This window comes from Frigoribacterium sp. PvP121 (genome assembly GCF_017833115.1).
Classification (GTDB): Bacteria; Actinomycetota; Actinomycetes; order Actinomycetales; family Microbacteriaceae; genus Frigoribacterium; species Frigoribacterium endophyticum.
The window spans coordinates 1202932-1218192 of record NZ_JAFIBR010000001.1; the positions used below are offsets into that span (position 1 = coordinate 1202932).

Here is a 15261-nt window from a genome sequence, read left to right on the forward strand (position 1 = left end):
TATCGGGGGCATTACGGTCGCGTAAATTCGCATGCCCGCACCGGTCGACCCTCCACGGGCGCGGGGCCCCCGTACAATGATCCAGCGCCACTGAACGACGTCAACGCCGGCGCAGATGACGCCAAGCTGCGTTGCGGAGCGTGCAGGATGGAGTCTGGGTGAGCGTCAGAGGCGGCGGAGAGCGTCTCGGTCTTCGCGAGGTGGCCGAGCGTGCCGGTGTATCGCACATGACCGTGTCCCGTGTGCTCAACGGACATCCTCAGGTGAAGGAGTCCACGCGCCAACGCGTGCTCGAGGTCGTCGCCGAGCTCGACTTCCGGCCCAACAGCGCTGCGCGCGAGCTCGTCACGCAGCGGGCTCTCCGGATCGGCGTGCTGATCGAGAGCGCCGTCGAGTTCGGCCCCTCGAGCATCCTTCGGGCCATCGAGCGATCAGCGCGTGACAGCGGGTACTCCGTGGCCTCGTTCGCGCTCCGCGACGACTCCGCGACGCCCGAGGAGGCCGTCCGCCACCTCACGGGCCAGGGCATCGACGCGCTCTGCGTGGTCGCTCCGCGCTCGTCGTCCGTGGCCGTGCTCCGGACCATCACGACGGGGCTGCCGACCCTGGTCGTCAAGGCCGAGAAGGACCCGGCCTTCCTCACGGTCTCGGTCGACCAGGCCGCGGGCACGAAGCTGGCCGTCGATCACCTCGCGTCGCTCGGTCACCGCGACGTCCTCCACCTCTCCGGGCCCCTCGACTGGTTCGACGCGCGCGCTCGCGAGCGTGCCTTCCACACGCGGACCCGGGCCTGGGGCATGCACGAGAGACCCATCGTGATCGGCGACTGGTCGAGCGACTTCGGTTACGACTTCGCTCGCGGGCTCGCTGGCGTCCCCGAGTACACAGCGGTGTTCGTGGCGAACGACGAGATGGCGCTCGGGGTGATCCACGGCCTCCACGACCGTGGCATCCGCGTGCCGGAGGACCTCAGCGTCGTCGGCTTCGACGACCTGCCCGTCTCGCGCCACTTCCTCCCGCCGCTCACGACCGTGCGGCAGGACTTCCCGGCGCTCGGGTCGCTCGTGGTGGACGTCCTCATCGCAGCGATCGAGGGCCGCGAGATCCCGCAGAACAGCCGGATCCCTGCCGAGCTCGTCGTGCGCGACTCCAGCGCGGCTGCGCGCCAGATGGGCTGACATGGCCATCTGAGGTAATCAAGCTCGTCGCCGTTCGCCCGCGTGCATCCCGACAGCTACAGTCGTGCACGTCGGGCACCGCCCGGCACGAGGCCGTCGAGGCCTCCGACCCGAGGAGCACCACGTGCGTCACGTACGGGCATCGACGACGATGCGCCCGATCGGCCCCCAGGCCGCGGGCCCGACCTGGTCCGGTCGCGGCGAGCGGCGAGACGGACCTGCCCACCCCACGGTCCAGATGCGGGGGATCACCGTCGCGTTCTCGAACGGCGTCGCACTCGACAGGGTCGACCTCGATCTCCACTCGGGCGAGGTGCATGCTCTCCTGGGCGAGAACGGAGCGGGGAAGTCCACGCTCATCAAGGCGCTGCTCGGCGTCTACCCGATCGAGGCAGGGGAAGTCTTCGTCGACGGCGAGCCCGTCCGTCTCGGCGGTCCGGCGGACGCACGGGCCCTCGGCATCCAGGCGGCGTTCCAGGAGACGCACCTGGTCGAGAACCTGAGCGTCGGCGAGAACGTGATGCTCGGCCACGAGGTGCACGGTCGCGTCGGCATCTCCTGGCGCGCCACCCACGCACGTGCCGCCACGATGCTCGCCGAGCTCGGACTCGCCGAGCTGGACCCGCGAGCCCTCCTGGCCGATCTCGCCCCCGCGAGCCGCCAACTCGTCTCCATCGCCCGCGCCATGGTCGACCGACCACGGGTGCTGGTGCTGGACGAGCCCACGTCGAGCCTCGATGCGGGCGACGTGGCGCAGCTCTTCGAGGTGATCCGCCGCCTCCGCGACCAGGGCGTCGCGATCCTCTTCGTCTCGCACTTCCTCGAGCAGGTGCTGGCACTCAGCGACCGGATGACCATCCTCCGCGGCGGCGTGAAGAAGGGTGACTACCTGCCGCACGAGATCGGCCGGGCCGAGCTCGTCGCGCGGATGATCGGGAAGGACATCGCGCACCTGCAGCGCATCGGCTCGGAGCGTCGCGCCCATCGTGTGGATCCGGTCGGCCCGCCGCTGTACCGGGCGACCGGTGTCGGGCGCCGCGGGATGTTGCGGCCGGTGGACTTCGAGCTGCACGCGGGCGAGGTGGTGGGCATCGCGGGGCTTCGCGGCTCCGGTCGGACCGAGCTCGCGCGGCTGCTCGCCGGCGCCGACCGAGCCGACGGTGGCGTGGTCACGCTCGGCGGTCGGGCCGTCGTGATCGACCGCCCCGCGGACGCACTGCGGAACCGGGTGGCGCTGTCCGCCGAGGACCGAGGAGCGGAGGGACTCATCAACGAGCTCAGCGTGCGGGAGAACATCGTCCTCGCGGTGCAGGCTCTGCGTGGGTGGGCACATCCGCTCTCCAGGGCCGAGCGCGAGGACCTCGTCGAGCGGCACATCGAGCACTTCGACATCACGCCGGCCGATCCGGCGACGCCCGCCGGCGAGCTCTCGGGCGGCAACCAGCAGAAGGTGCTGCTCGCTCGCTGGCTGGCGATCCGGCCGCGCGTGCTGATCCTCGACGAGCCGACCCGCGGCGTCGACATCGGCGCCAAGGTCGACATCCAGGCGCACATCGCGCAGCTCGCGCTCGAGGGCGTGGCCGTCGTGTTCATCTCGAGCGCGTTCGACGAGCTCGTGCGTGTGAGCGACCGGATAGTCGTGCTCAAGGACCGGGAGAAGATCGGCGAGCTGAGCAACGGGCCCGGGGTCACGGTCGACACGCTCGTGGAGCTCATCGCCGCCCCGGACGACGAGGACGACGAGGACGACTTCCCTCCGGCCTGGCCCGACGCACCCCTCCCGCGGCTGAGGCCGTAGCACCGCTGGGGCTGACGCCCCTGTCCACCGTCGGCCGGATGTTTCTCGGAGCTCTTGTCTTCTCGAGACTGTTACCGGTAACATTCCCGACAAGCGGAAGCACCCGAGCCCACGCAGCACTACCGGCCCCCATGGCCACGACGGGACGCAGACGTCCCGTCATCTCAAGGAGGAGATCCATGTCCACGAAGAGGCGCATCGCCACCATCGCCGCCGCAGGGGCCATCGCCCTCAGCCTCGCGGCCTGCAGCTCCGGCACCGGCTCGACCGACGGCGGTGACGATCTGGCCACCATCGGCTTCGTCGCGGTCGGCCCCGAGGGCGCCTGGCGTCAGGCCAACGAGTCGAACATCCAGGACACGTTCACGAAGGAGGCCGGGTTCGACCTCAAGTACGCCCCCGCCACCAACAACGACCAGAAGTCGCAGATCGACGCCTTCACGTCGTTCGTGGACGAGGGCGTCGACGTGATCCTGCTCTCGGCCACCGAGGGCTCCGGCTGGGAGGACTCGCTCGAGCGGGCGAAGGAGGCCGAGATCCCCGTGGTCCTCATCGACCGTGGCATCGAGCCGGACGACACCTCGCTCTACGCGACCCGGATCGCCCCCGACAACATCGCCGTCAGCGAGTCGGTCGCCGACTGGGCCAAGACCGCGTTCCCCGAGGGCGGCAAGTACTTCACGCTCGAGGGCCCTGCCGGCGTCTCGGTCGTGAACGAGCGCAACGAGGGCTGGGACGACGTGATCGGTTCCGACAGCTCCTTCACGAAGATCGGTGCGCAGACCGCCAATTGGTCGACGGAGGAGGCCAAGAGCGTCTTCGAGACCGTGCTGAAGTCGAACGGCAACGACGTGCAGCTCGTCTTCGCACAGAACGACGAGATGGGTCTCGGCGCCGTCCAGGCCGTCGAGGAAGCGGGCCTCACTCCCGGTGTCGACGTGAAGATCGCCACGATCGACGGCACGAAGAGCGCGCTCGAGGCGCTGTCCGCCGGCAAGCTCAGCTTCGTCGCCGAGTACAACCCGCTGTTCGGCGACACGGCCCTGGAGGCCGTGCAGAAGCTGCTCGACGGTGACAGCGTCGAGTCGTCGATCGTCGTCCAGTCGGCCACGTTCGACTCGCCCGAGGCGGCCACCACGGCGCTGCCCGACCGGAAGTTCTGACCAGTCCGCACGGCCACACCCGGCGGCGAGGCGGACCTGACCGCCTCGCCGCCACCCGCCTCTCCCGCCCCTGCCACGGCAGCGGACGGGAGAGGCGGCAGACAAGGAGCACACGCCATGCAGGCATCCAGTCCGATCGTGGAGATGCAAGCCATCACCATCGCCTTCCCCGGGGTCAAGGCCCTCGACGGGGTCGACCTCCGTCTCTTCCCCGGCGAGGTCCACACGCTCATGGGCGAGAACGGCGCCGGGAAGTCGACGCTCATCAAGGCGCTCACGGGCGTCTACGGCATCGACTCCGGCCGTGTCGTGGTCGACGGCACCGAACGTCGTCTCTCCGGCACCGCCGACGCGCAGGCCGCCGGGATCTCCACGGTCTACCAAGAGGTCAACCTCTGCAGCAACCTCACGATCGGCGAGAACGTCATGCTCGGCCACGAGCGGCGTGGCCGGTTCGGGATCGACTGGAAGGGGACGCACGCCGCCGCCTCCGAGGTCCTCGCCCGTGTGGGACTGGGTCACCTCGACCCGCGCACCCCGCTCTCCTCCCTCAGCCTCGCTCTGCAGCAGCTCGTCGCGATCAGTCGTGCCACGGTCGTCGACGCCAAGGTGCTGATCCTCGACGAACCGACCTCCAGCCTCGACGCTGACGAAGTCGAGGGGCTCTTCCGCGTGATGCGACGGCTCCGCGACGAGGGAGTCGCCATCCTCTTCGTCTCCCACTTCCTCGACCAGGTCTTCGCGATCAGCGATCGCCTCACCGTGCTCCGGAACGGCAAGCTCGTCGGAGAGCACCTCACCCGGGACATCGACCGGGCCGGGCTCATCGCCGAGATGATCGGGAAGGACCTCCAGAGCCTCCGCTCCCTCGACCGGGAGCGGGCCAGTCGACAGGTGGCGGAGGGCGAGCCCGTCTACCGAGCCACCGGGATCGGCCGGAAGGGCTCGCTCGACGCGACCGACGTGGCTCTCCGTCGAGGCGAGGTCGTGGGCCTCGCGGGGCTCCTCGGCTCCGGCCGCACCGAGCTCGCACGCCTCCTCTACGGGGTCGACCGACCAGACACGGGGACCGTGACCATGGACGGCGTCCCCGTCGCCATCTCCTCTCCCGCGAAGGCGCTGAAGCACCGCATCGCGTTCTCCAGTGAGAACCGCCGTGACGAGGGGATCATCCGCGACCTGAGCGTCCGCGAGAACCTCGTGCTCGCCGTCCAGGCCAAGCGTGGCTGGGCCCGGCCGCTCTCCGCGAAGGAGAAGGACCGAGTCGTGAACAAGTACCTCACCGAGCTCAACGTCCGTCCGGCGGATCCCGACAGGCCGATCCGGAACCTGTCCGGCGGCAACCAGCAGAAGGTGCTGCTCGGGAGGTGGCTCGCGACCGAGCCCGAGCTGCTGATCCTCGACGAGCCCACCCGCGGCATCGACGTGGGCGCCAAGGCCGAGATCCAGGAGCAGGTCGCGGCCCTGGCCGACACCGGCGTCGCCGTCGTGTTCATCTCCTCGGAGCTCGAGGAGGTCGTCAGGCTCAGCGACCGGATCGTCGTCCTCAAGGACCACCGCAAGATCGCCGAGCTCGAGGCGGGACCAGACGTGACTGCTGAGTCCATCGTCGCCGCCATCGCCGAGGAGGGCGTCTCCGAGACGCCCCTCGCGACCGTCACCCGCACCACGCCCGAGGAGGCAACCCGATGAGTGACCCGACCACCACCGTGACCAGGCGCCTGGGCGCGCACGGCCTCGGAGACGTGCTCCACCGACCCTGGGTCTGGGGGACGGTCGCGATCGTCCTCCTGCTCGCGATCAACGTGGTGAAGGACCCCGGCTACCTCGCGCTGTCGGTCAACCCCACCACGGGCAACCTCGTCGGCAACCTCATCGACATCCTCCGTGCAGCGGCTCCCGTGCTCATGATCGCGGTCGGCATGTGCCTCGTCGTCGCCACCGGCGGCATCGACCTCAGCGTCGGCTCGATCATGGTGGTCGCGGGTGCCGTCTCCATGGAGTTCCTGAAGGCAGCAGGCTCCGACTCCCTCGGAGTCGCGCTCGCCGCCATGGGCCTGGCGCTTCTGATCGCCGGCGTCCTCGGGGCGGTCAACGGCATGCTCGTCTCGGTCGTGGGGCTGCAGCCGTTCATCAGCACACTCGTGATCATGCTCGCAGGCCGTGGCCTCGCGAAGGTCATCACGGGCGGCCAGAACACGGCCGCCACCAACGAGCCGTTCCGGTGGGTCGCCAACGGCTACCTCGTGGGGCTGCCGGTCGTGTTCCTGCTCGCGGTCGTCATCACGATCGGCGTGGCTGCGCTCGTGCGGCGCAGTGCGCTGGGGCTCATGATCGAGGCGATCGGCATGGACCCGAAGGCCGCGCGCCTCGCGGGGCTCGACCGCCGCGCGCTCCTGTTCACCGCGTACATCGGCAGTGGCCTGCTCGCCGGCGTCGCGGGGATCTTCGCCACGTCGAGCGTCATGACGGTCGACGTCTCCCGCACGGGCTACCAGCTGGAGCTCGACGCCATCCTGGCCGTCGTGATCGGCGGCACGTCGCTGGCAGGCGGCAAGTTCCATCTGCTCGGAGCGGCCGTCGGGGCGTTGCTGATCGCCACCCTCGACAAGACCGTCGTGTTCCTCGGCGTCTCGTCGTCGGCCACGCCTGCCTTCAAGGCGATCGTGATCGTCGCGATCGTTCTCCTGCAGTCCCGGCGCGTCCGCGCCCTGTTCACGAGGCGCCGACGTCCGGTGCCCACACCCGTGCCCACCGAGAAGGAGGCCGTGTCCGCATGAGCGCCACAACGATCCGCCCGCCCCTCACCCCGACGCCGGCACCTGGTCCCGGCCGAGGGCCCCTCGAACCGCGGCGCCGCATGCGACTCCGGCTCGACTCCCTGCCGACCGTCGCCGCCCTGGTCATCCTGGTCGCGATGCTGGCCTACGGGGAAGTCGCGTACGGCCGCATCCTGCAGGCCGCGACCCTCTCGAACCTGCTCATCAACAACGCACACGTCATCGTCCTCGCCGTGGGGCTCACGTTCGTGATCCTCACGGGCGGCATCGACCTCTCGGTCGGCGCGATCGTCGCCGTCAGCAGCGTCGCCGGCGTCCTGCTCGCCAACGCCGGCTGGAACCCGTGGGCAGTGATGGTCCTCATGGTCCTCATCGGCACGGCGTCAGGCGTCGTCTCCGGCGTGTTGATCCAGTTCTTCGACGTGCAGCCGTTCATCGCGACGCTCGCGATGATGTTCCTCGGCAGAGGTCTGGCCTCCATCCTCAGCACGGTGCCCGAACGTCTCGGCGACGAGTCGCCGATCCGCTCGCTCGCCACGAACATGAAGGTGATCGACGGCCCGAAGGTGAACGACGTCGTCACGACGCCGGGCGTCCTCATCGCCCTGGTGGTCGTGGCCGTCGCGTTCTTCGTGCTGCACCGCACACGCCTCGGCCGCACCGTGTACGCGATCGGTGGATCCGAGCAGTCGGCCGCCCTCATGGGGCTCCCCGTCCGCCGCACCAAGCTCGCGGTCTACGTCATCAGCGGCTCGCTCGCCGGGCTCGCCTCGGTCATCTACACGGCCCGACTCGGGAGCGCGCAGAACATCACGGGCATCGGCTGGGAGCTCGACTCGATCGCCGCGACGGTGATCGGCGGCACCCTCCTCACCGGAGGCGTCGGCTTCGTGCTCGGATCCGTCGTGGGTGCGCTCGTGCTCGGACTCATGAACGTCCTCATCACGCGAGACGGAGGCATCCCGCCCGAGGCGACCACCATCATCACCGGCGGGATCCTGCTGGTCTTCGTGCTCCTGCAGCGCGCCGTGATGGCGAGACGGAGACAGACCTGAGCGACTCCTGAGGCGCGCATCGTCCGCGTGCTCCCCAAGAACGGCTGCGCTGCACATGGATCAGGTTCGGGGTGCAGCGCAGTCTCACTCCCCGCGAACGGCTGCTCTGCACACCACATGAGTGTGCAGCGCAGCCGTTCGCCATGACCGGCGCAGCCCGGGAGGCACCTGCTCCCGGGCGCTCTCGACTTCCCGGGAACAAGTCTTGTTACCGTGAACAATCTGCATTAGGTTCAGCGTGTCGACGCGGATGTCTCGTCCCGCAGGTCGGCTGGTGTGGCGCACTCGCGCTGACGCTCCCGCTCCATCCGCACTGGATTCAGAGGCGAATCCTGAGAGGAACCGTCGATGTCGACGTCCCCCCGCCCAGCCCGCTCCGTGTCGAAGGTCCCGCATGTGCCCGTCACGGTCACCGCCGCCGTCGCGACCGCCGCCCTGCTGATGGCCTGCGCAGTTCCCGCGGCGTCGGCAGCGGACGCGACCGCGTCCCCGGAGCAGAGCCTCCTCGCCGACTTCACCTTCGACGCGGCTCCGGCCGACGGTGCGTTCGTCGACCGCACGACCCGTGCAGCCGTCCAGGGCTCCACCGACCTGGTGGCTGGCAGATCAGGGCAGGGGACGGCCGCGCGGCTCTCCGCTACGTCGTGGCTGGACCTGACCGCCACTGACGGGAAGCCACTCCTCGCGGGCCTGCCGAGCGTCACGATCTCCTACGACAGCAAGCCTGACTCGTCAGCGAACGCTGGCTGGACGGTCTTCGCCGCTCGGTCCGCCGCTCGCCAGGAGTACGCCCAGGAGCACTATCTCGGAGTGCTCGACCGGACCTCCGGCATCACCGTCGAGCGTTACGACAACGCCACCGCACGCAACTCCGCCGGCAACCTGGCGGCGACCACGCCGAACCCGGAGTGGAAGCACGTCGACCTGGTCGTCACCGACACGACGACGCGGCTCTTCGTCGACAAGGAGCCCGTCGCCGTGAACGGTTCCGGGATCCCTCTGAGCCAGATCCTCGGATCATCCGGCGGAGTCCTGCAGGTGGGCAAGGCGAACTGGGGCTCAGGCGAGTACTTCTCCGGCCTCATCGACAACCTGCGCATCTACGACCGGGCGCTGTCCGGGGCGGAACTCGGTGCAGAGGTCGCCGCCTTGCCGTCCGACGTGGGTGCCGCCCTGGCAGTCCCTGCCACGGTGCTCGGAGATCTGCCGTCGCAGGTCCTCGGCAAGCAGGTCACGTGGACAGCCACCGGCGCCGGAGCGAGCAGAGTGCAGCCGAACGGGACCATCGACACCGCAGGTCTCGGCTCGGCAGCGGTGGCTGTGACGCTCACGGCCGCCGTCGAGGGCACCGCCCAGACCTTCCGCTGGGACAGCCGCATCGCGTCTCCCGGTGGGCGCATCGCCACCTACGTCAAGACGGTGACGACCACCGGGGGGACGAAGGACGATCCCTTGGCCTACGACGACGACCGTCGTGCCGACGCGGTGTACGCCGCGGCTCTGCCGACCGGCAGCAGCAGCTGGGAGCCGTTGAACCGCTCACAGGCGATCTTGTACGTGGGCAACGACGGCGACCAGGCTTCCAGGCCGAGCGCCCAGGTGGGGTCACCGAGCCTCTTCCGCCTCGCCGACGGTGCTCTCGGGGCCGTGTCCTCCCAGAACAACGCGACCGATTCCGTCTACGTGTGGAACTCGCCTGACGGCCGCACGTTCGCCCAGCAGCGGTCCGTGAAGATCGCTCCCGGATCTGTCGTGACCGACCCTCGCATCGTGTTCGACCCTGCCGCCCAGAAGTACAAGGTGTTCTGGACGGACCTGCTCACCGGCAGAGGTCGAGTGACGATCCTCGCAGATCTGACCACCAGCACCCCGCTCGGCGTCACGTCCGAAGCGGACGTCCGAGTGCTCGGCGTACAGGGGGCGGGGCTCCCGTCGTGGGCCGCACAGAGCCAGGCGAGCGACGACCTGCTGTCCACGACGGAGTTCGACGCCTTTTACAAGAACTACGTCGACCTCCAGAACACGGGCGTCGAGAAGATGGACGCCTCCGTCGCCCAGGGCGCCGGCGCCGAGGGCGTCGCTGCAGCGTTGCCGAAGCAGGCGGCCCTGACCTACAACGACGGCTCGAGGAAGAGCCTCAACGTGGACTGGCAGGACGACCTCACCGGCGTGGACACCACCAAGCCGGGCAGCTACCAGGTCTCGGGGACGCTCCAGCAGGACCCCGAGGAGATGGTCAGCGACGCGCGCGCCGATCCGTACGTGTTCCACAATCCTGACGACGGCTACTACTACCTCACCGGGTCGCACTACGGACAGCCCTCCCTGGGGCCGATCGAGGAGAGCTCGAGCTACCGCAAGATCGGCCTCAAGCGAGCGACGACGCTCGCGGGGCTGCGGGACGCCCCGGAGCAGATCGTCATCGACCCCGACGAGGGCACGCCCGGCAAGGAAGCGCAGTACCCGAACACCTTCTACGGCTGGGGCGGCTACATCTGGGCGCAGGAGTTCCACAAGATCAACGGCACGTGGTGGATCGTCGCAGGCATGAACAAGGGCTACGCGCCCGTCGGCGGGTGGTGCGACAACACCGTCCTGATCCCGTACACGGGCACGGACGCCTCCATCGCGGCGGGCGGGTTCCTGGACCAGACGAAGTGGGGCGAGCCCGTCGTCCTCGACGGCGCCGCATTCGATGTCAGCTACTTCGAGCGCACGGAGGCAGGCAAGCAGCAGGGCTACTGGATCATGCCCGCCGGCGGCCAGATCCTCGTGGGGAAGGCCGTGGCGGGGCCGAAGGGCACCGTCCCGCTCGTCGACGGCGAGCTCCGGCGCGTCTACGGCGAGTCCCAGCCGTGGGAGATCGGCAAGCAGTCTCCGACGCCCCGTGACACGTCCGAGGGAAGCGACCAGGGGGTCGTCGAGGCCCCGTTCATGGTGCAGCAAGGAGATGCCATCTCGATCACCTACTCCGGCGGCACGGTCGACAAGTACTACAGCCTGGGCCTCCTCACGACGACTGCCGACGCGGACCTCCAGGACCCGGCGAGCTGGAGGCAGACCAGCTTCCCCGTGCTGGACACCAACGACACCGCGACGGGCCGTCTCGGGGCGGACGAGACCCGCTACTACACGAGGCAGCAGGCCGGTACGGGGCACAACTCGTTCGCGAAGGACGAATCGGGCAACCTCGTCCTCGCCTACCATGCACGTCCGTACGAAGATCCTCACCTGCTGACGGACCCGCAGAACGCCGGCGGCCTCTTCGACTCCGACCGCAACACCTGGTTCAAGGGCGTCAACGTCCGCGCCAACGGCACCCTCGACCTGTCGTTGACGAAGGACCAGGAGGTGGCTCCGAGCAATCGGACCGTCACGGCCACGGTGGTCGTCCGCGCCACGGCCTCGGCCGTGACCTCCATGGCCACGTCCAGGTGCATCGCGGGGAAGGCCGTCGTTACCATCGTGACCAAGAACCCTGGAACGGCCACGGTCGTCACCTGGGCGACCCCCTGGGGTGAGCGGTCGCAGAGCGTCGGCGCGCAGAAGACAGCCTCACTCGCGATCACGACGCGGGCGGTCGCGATCACCGCGGGGACTCTCGTCGGGACGGCGGTCACCGGAGGCGTGAGCACACCGGTCACCGTGGCCTACCCCGCAGCTCGCTGCTGACAGGCCTCGAGAGTGCGGGGTCGGCTCGATGGTCGGCCCCGTTCTCCCGCCATCTGGTCACGCCTCCCTTCGTGATCGTCGACATGGTGACCGGCAGGGCCCGGAACGTGGGCATTGGCTGTTGTTCACGGTAACAAAAACGGATACAGTGATCGATCAGAGGCCGCGCAGGACACGATCCAGCCGACTCGCCCCGATCTATCGGCTCGAAGAAGAGCCTGAGAGGAACGTCGATGACGACGTCGCCAACCCTTCCCCCGACGAGGCCGCCAGGCCTGGTCCGCAGGTCCACGTTGCTGCCTGCCAGCATCTGCCGGTCTGCATCCCGCTGACGAGTACACGGGCTGACCCTTCGCTATCCCCGCCCCCACCGGGGCTGCTCAGCGCTCAGCCCGAACCGAACGAGCAGCGCGCGCTTCCTCACCGTCCTGCATCGCTGGCCGCCGCGCCCTCCCCACCGCCGCTCCGCTCCTGCTCGCCCTGCGCGAGAAGCAGACGGCCACCTGGCATTCCCTCCCCGCCCGCCCCACCATGCGAAGGACTCCTCATGTCACGATCTCTCCCGCACGAGCGCACCAGGCGCTCACGCCTTCCTCGCGCAGGCCTCGCGCTGACGCTCGCCGCCGTGTCGCTGAGCGGAGCACTGGCCCCGATCGGGGTCGCCGGAGCGGCGGAGAGCGTCCCGGCGCCCGTGTTGCAGTACTCCTTCGACGCCATCGGCTCGACCCTCGCCAATGGTGCCGTCATCGCGGACGCAGCGGTGGGCAACCACCCCGGGACGCTGGTCAACTCGGGCGCGACGAGCGTCGCCGGTGCCTCCGGCGCCTCCGGCGACCGCGCGCTCTCGCTCCCGGGCGGGTCGAGCACGTCCGCTGCCCCGCACGTCCGGATCGCGCCCGGCCTCATCCCGGCCGGCGCCCAGGACGTCACCATGTCCGCCTGGCTGCGCTGGAGCGGCGCTCCGGACTGCACCTGGCCCTTCACCCTCGGCTCCAGTGTCGACTCCCACGTCCTCGCGACCACCAAGTGCGGTCCGGCCGGCTTCGGCGCGGTCAAGAACGGCTCCGAGGTGAGGGGCGCAGGGAACACTGCCGTCGCCGCGGACCGCTGGGTGCACATGGCGGTCGTGGTCAAGGGCGGCCAGTCCGTCTCGACCTACTTCGACGGCGCTCTCGTGGGCCAGGGCAACACCTCCTCCACCGCCGCGTCCGCGATCGGCACCTCCACCTTCTCGGGCTTCCTCGGCAAGTCGTTCTACGGCGCGGACGCCTACTGGGCCGGTGCCATCGACGACATGCAGGTCTGGACCTCCGCGCTGACCGCAGGCCAGGTGCAGCAGAGCGCTGCCAGCGTGCACGCCGTGCTCGCGAACCAGGACGCCACCGTCTCGCTCGGCGACACCTCCGCCGTCACCTCCGACCTCACCCTCCCCACGTCCGGCGCCGCTGGCTCCGTGGTCACCTGGGCGTCGAGCGCCCCGGGCACGGTCAGCCCCACCGGCGCCGTGACCCGACCTGCCTCGGGCAACCCGGACGCGACCGTGACGTTGACCCCCACGGCCGTCCACGGCGGCATCTCCGCCGTCGGCCGTCCGATCACCGTCACCGTTCCCGCCTACGCCGCGGGCGAGACCGCCGAGTCCGAGCTCGCCCGGGCCGTGGCCGACGCCATCAGCGCAGATCCCGCACTCGCCGGCCCCGTGCGCGGCAGCCTGGACTTGCCCTCGACCGGAGCTGACGTCGCAGCCACGGCCTCGCGGCCCGGCAGCTCGGGCGCGGCCGTCAGCTGGACCTCGTCGAACGAGGCGGTCATCACCTCCGGCGACAAGGGAACGGCGCCCGACCTGGTCGCCAAGGGATCGCTCACGCGTCCCTCCGCCGACACGACCGTCACCCTCACCGCCACGGTGACCGTGCCGGGAGCCTCGCCCGTCGTGCGGACGCTCACGCGCACCGTGCCGGCCGCGGCCCCCGTCGCCGCGAGCGACCTCGACGCCTACTTGTTCGCCTACTTCACCGGTGACAGCGTCGAGGGCGAGAAGATTCGCTTCGCCACCTCGGACGGCAACGACTCGCTGCAGTGGAAGAACCTGAACGACGCGCAGCCGATCCTTACCTCGACCCTGGGCACGAAGGGCCTGCGCGACCCGTTCGTCTTCCGCTCGAAGGAGGGCGACAGGTTCTTCCTGATGGCCACCGACCTCTCCGTCGGCACCACCGGCTTCGGCGGATCGACCAACCGCGGCAGCCGCCACCTCGAGATCTGGGAGTCCACCGACCTCGTCAACTGGGGCCAGCAGCGCCACGTCGAGGTCAACCTCCCCAACGCGGGCATGACCTGGGCGCCGGAAGCCACCTACGACCCCACCATCGACGCCTATGTCGTCTACTGGACCTCGGCTCTCTTCACGGACAGCACGCGGAACGTGGAGGACGGCAACGGACCGCAGATCCTCACCTCCACCACCCGCGACTTCCGTGACTTCACGACTCCGGAGGTGTGGTTCAAGGCCGCCGACGTCCCCTCGCTCAACAAGGGCAACGGGCTGATCGACGCCACGATGCTCAAGGACGGCGACACCTACTACCGCTTCACGAAGGCGACCCAGACCACCGGCTGCCCCTCGCCCGACATCATCGGGCAGAAGTCCGCCGACCTGCGTGCCATCACGGCCTCCGGCGCGTGGAGCCTCATCGACACCTGCATCGGCCGCGACGCCGGAACGCCCGAGGTCGAGGGTCCGGAGATCTTCAAGACCAACGAGGGCGACCGGGCGGGGTTCAAGTACTTCCTCTGGACCGACAACTACGGCGGACGCGGCTACATCCCGCTGGGCACCGACTCGCTCGAGGGCGACATCCGGTGGACGATCCCCAGCAGCTTCTCGCTGCCGGCCTCGCCCCGTCACGGGTCCGTCGTCTCGATCACCGCCAAGGAGCGCGACGCGCTCGCCGCCAAGTGGAACCCGTCGCTCCTGGTCACCTCCGTGGACCCGGTGGCACGGACGGTGCAGGCTGGATCGAGCGCCGTGTCACTCCCCGCGACGGTGGCGGCGTCCTTCAAGGACGGCCACCGGGAGACCGTGGCCGTGACCTGGGAGACCGCGGACCTCAGCTCGCTGAAGCAGGCCGGCGACACCGTCCAGGTGCGCGGACAGCTCGCCAACTCGGCAGCGACCCCCGCGGTCGCGACGATCACGGCGACGGCGCCTCCTGGACCGGCCGTCCAGGCTTCGGCCTCCAGCCGCTGCGTCGCCGGCAAGGTCACGGTGATGGGGACCGGCACCAACGCCAGCGACTCGACCGTCGAGCTGACGATGTCCTCACCGTGGGGGAGCAGGACGTTCACAGGCGTCGCCCCCGGGAAGACGGTCTCCGCGGCGTTCAGCAGCCGCTCTGCCTCCATCGCGGCAGGTGAGCTCAGCGTCACGTCCAAGGCCGCGTCCGGTTCCCGGACGGTGACGGCGCCCTACGCGGCGATCGTCTGCCGCTAACACGGGATCCGAGAGAGCAGCCGCTCTCTCGGATCTCCTGCGCTCGGGAGCCTGAGGTTCCCGCCCAGCGGGGAGCGCGGACCGAACGGCCCGCGCTCCCCGGATGCACCTCTCACGGAAGT

The 15261-nt window shown here is 69.7% G+C and carries 8 protein-coding genes; all 8 read left to right on the top strand.

All coding sequences use genetic code 11. The features are described 5' to 3' along the window. Positions 1-200 precede the first annotated feature (200 nt). The 8 genes from JOE43_RS05635 (at position 201) to JOE43_RS05670 (ending at position 15139) form a co-directional block, all read left to right on the top strand. Complete coding sequence (locus JOE43_RS05635) at positions 201-1178, top strand: LacI family DNA-binding transcriptional regulator (protein WP_307803420.1); 978 nt, start codon at positions 201-203, stop codon at positions 1176-1178. Between the two features lie 238 nt (positions 1179-1416). Then, positions 1417-2976 (top strand): sugar ABC transporter ATP-binding protein, encoded by a 1560-nt coding sequence (locus tag JOE43_RS05640; RefSeq protein WP_245187118.1) that lies wholly within the window; start codon positions 1417-1419, stop codon positions 2974-2976. 179 nt (positions 2977-3155) lie between these two features. Next, a complete protein-coding gene (locus JOE43_RS05645) occupies positions 3156-4139 on the top strand; it encodes an ABC transporter substrate-binding protein (protein ID WP_056052154.1) in 984 nt (327 codons plus the stop codon). Positions 4140-4256: 117 nt separating this feature from the next. Beyond that, on the top strand, positions 4257-5831 hold the full coding sequence (locus tag JOE43_RS05650; protein WP_209515598.1) for a sugar ABC transporter ATP-binding protein: 1575 nt from the start codon (positions 4257-4259) through the stop codon (positions 5829-5831). Then, positions 5828-6919 (top strand): ABC transporter permease, encoded by a 1092-nt coding sequence (locus tag JOE43_RS05655; RefSeq protein WP_209515602.1) that lies wholly within the window; start codon positions 5828-5830, stop codon positions 6917-6919. The genes JOE43_RS05650 and JOE43_RS05655 overlap by 4 nt, the downstream gene beginning before the upstream one ends. Then, the gene (locus tag JOE43_RS05660) at positions 6916-7974 is read left to right on the top strand and encodes an ABC transporter permease (RefSeq protein ID WP_209515606.1); all 1059 of its coding nucleotides are present in this window, start codon (positions 6916-6918) and stop codon (positions 7972-7974) included. The genes JOE43_RS05655 and JOE43_RS05660 overlap by 4 nt, the downstream gene beginning before the upstream one ends. Positions 7975-8322: 348 nt before the next feature. After that, positions 8323-11646 carry a family 43 glycosylhydrolase gene (locus tag JOE43_RS05665; RefSeq protein ID WP_209515609.1) on the top strand — a complete coding sequence of 1108 codons (3324 nt, stop codon included), beginning with the start codon at positions 8323-8325 and terminating at the stop codon, positions 11644-11646. Between the two features lie 547 nt (positions 11647-12193). Then, on the top strand, positions 12194-15139 hold the full coding sequence (locus tag JOE43_RS05670) for an immunoglobulin-like domain-containing protein (RefSeq protein ID WP_209515612.1): 2946 nt from the start codon (positions 12194-12196) through the stop codon (positions 15137-15139). Positions 15140-15261: the final 122 nt, after the last annotated feature.

Excerpts from the sequence above, each read along its gene's own strand:
- JOE43_RS05640 (WP_245187118.1), top strand. The coding sequence starts at position 1,417 with ATGCGGGGGATCACCGTCGCGTTCTCGAACGGCGTCGCACTCGACAGG.
- JOE43_RS05645 (WP_056052154.1), top strand. The coding sequence starts at position 3,156 with ATGTCCACGAAGAGGCGCATCGCCACCATCGCCGCCGCAGGGGCCATC.
- JOE43_RS05650 (WP_209515598.1), top strand. The coding sequence starts at position 4,257 with ATGCAGGCATCCAGTCCGATCGTGGAGATGCAAGCCATCACCATCGCC.
- JOE43_RS05655 (WP_209515602.1), top strand. The coding sequence starts at position 5,828 with ATGAGTGACCCGACCACCACCGTGACCAGGCGCCTGGGCGCGCACGGC.
- JOE43_RS05660 (WP_209515606.1), top strand. The coding sequence starts at position 6,916 with ATGAGCGCCACAACGATCCGCCCGCCCCTCACCCCGACGCCGGCACCT.
- JOE43_RS05665 (WP_209515609.1), top strand. The coding sequence starts at position 8,323 with ATGTCGACGTCCCCCCGCCCAGCCCGCTCCGTGTCGAAGGTCCCGCAT.
- JOE43_RS05670 (WP_209515612.1), top strand. The coding sequence starts at position 12,194 with ATGTCACGATCTCTCCCGCACGAGCGCACCAGGCGCTCACGCCTTCCT.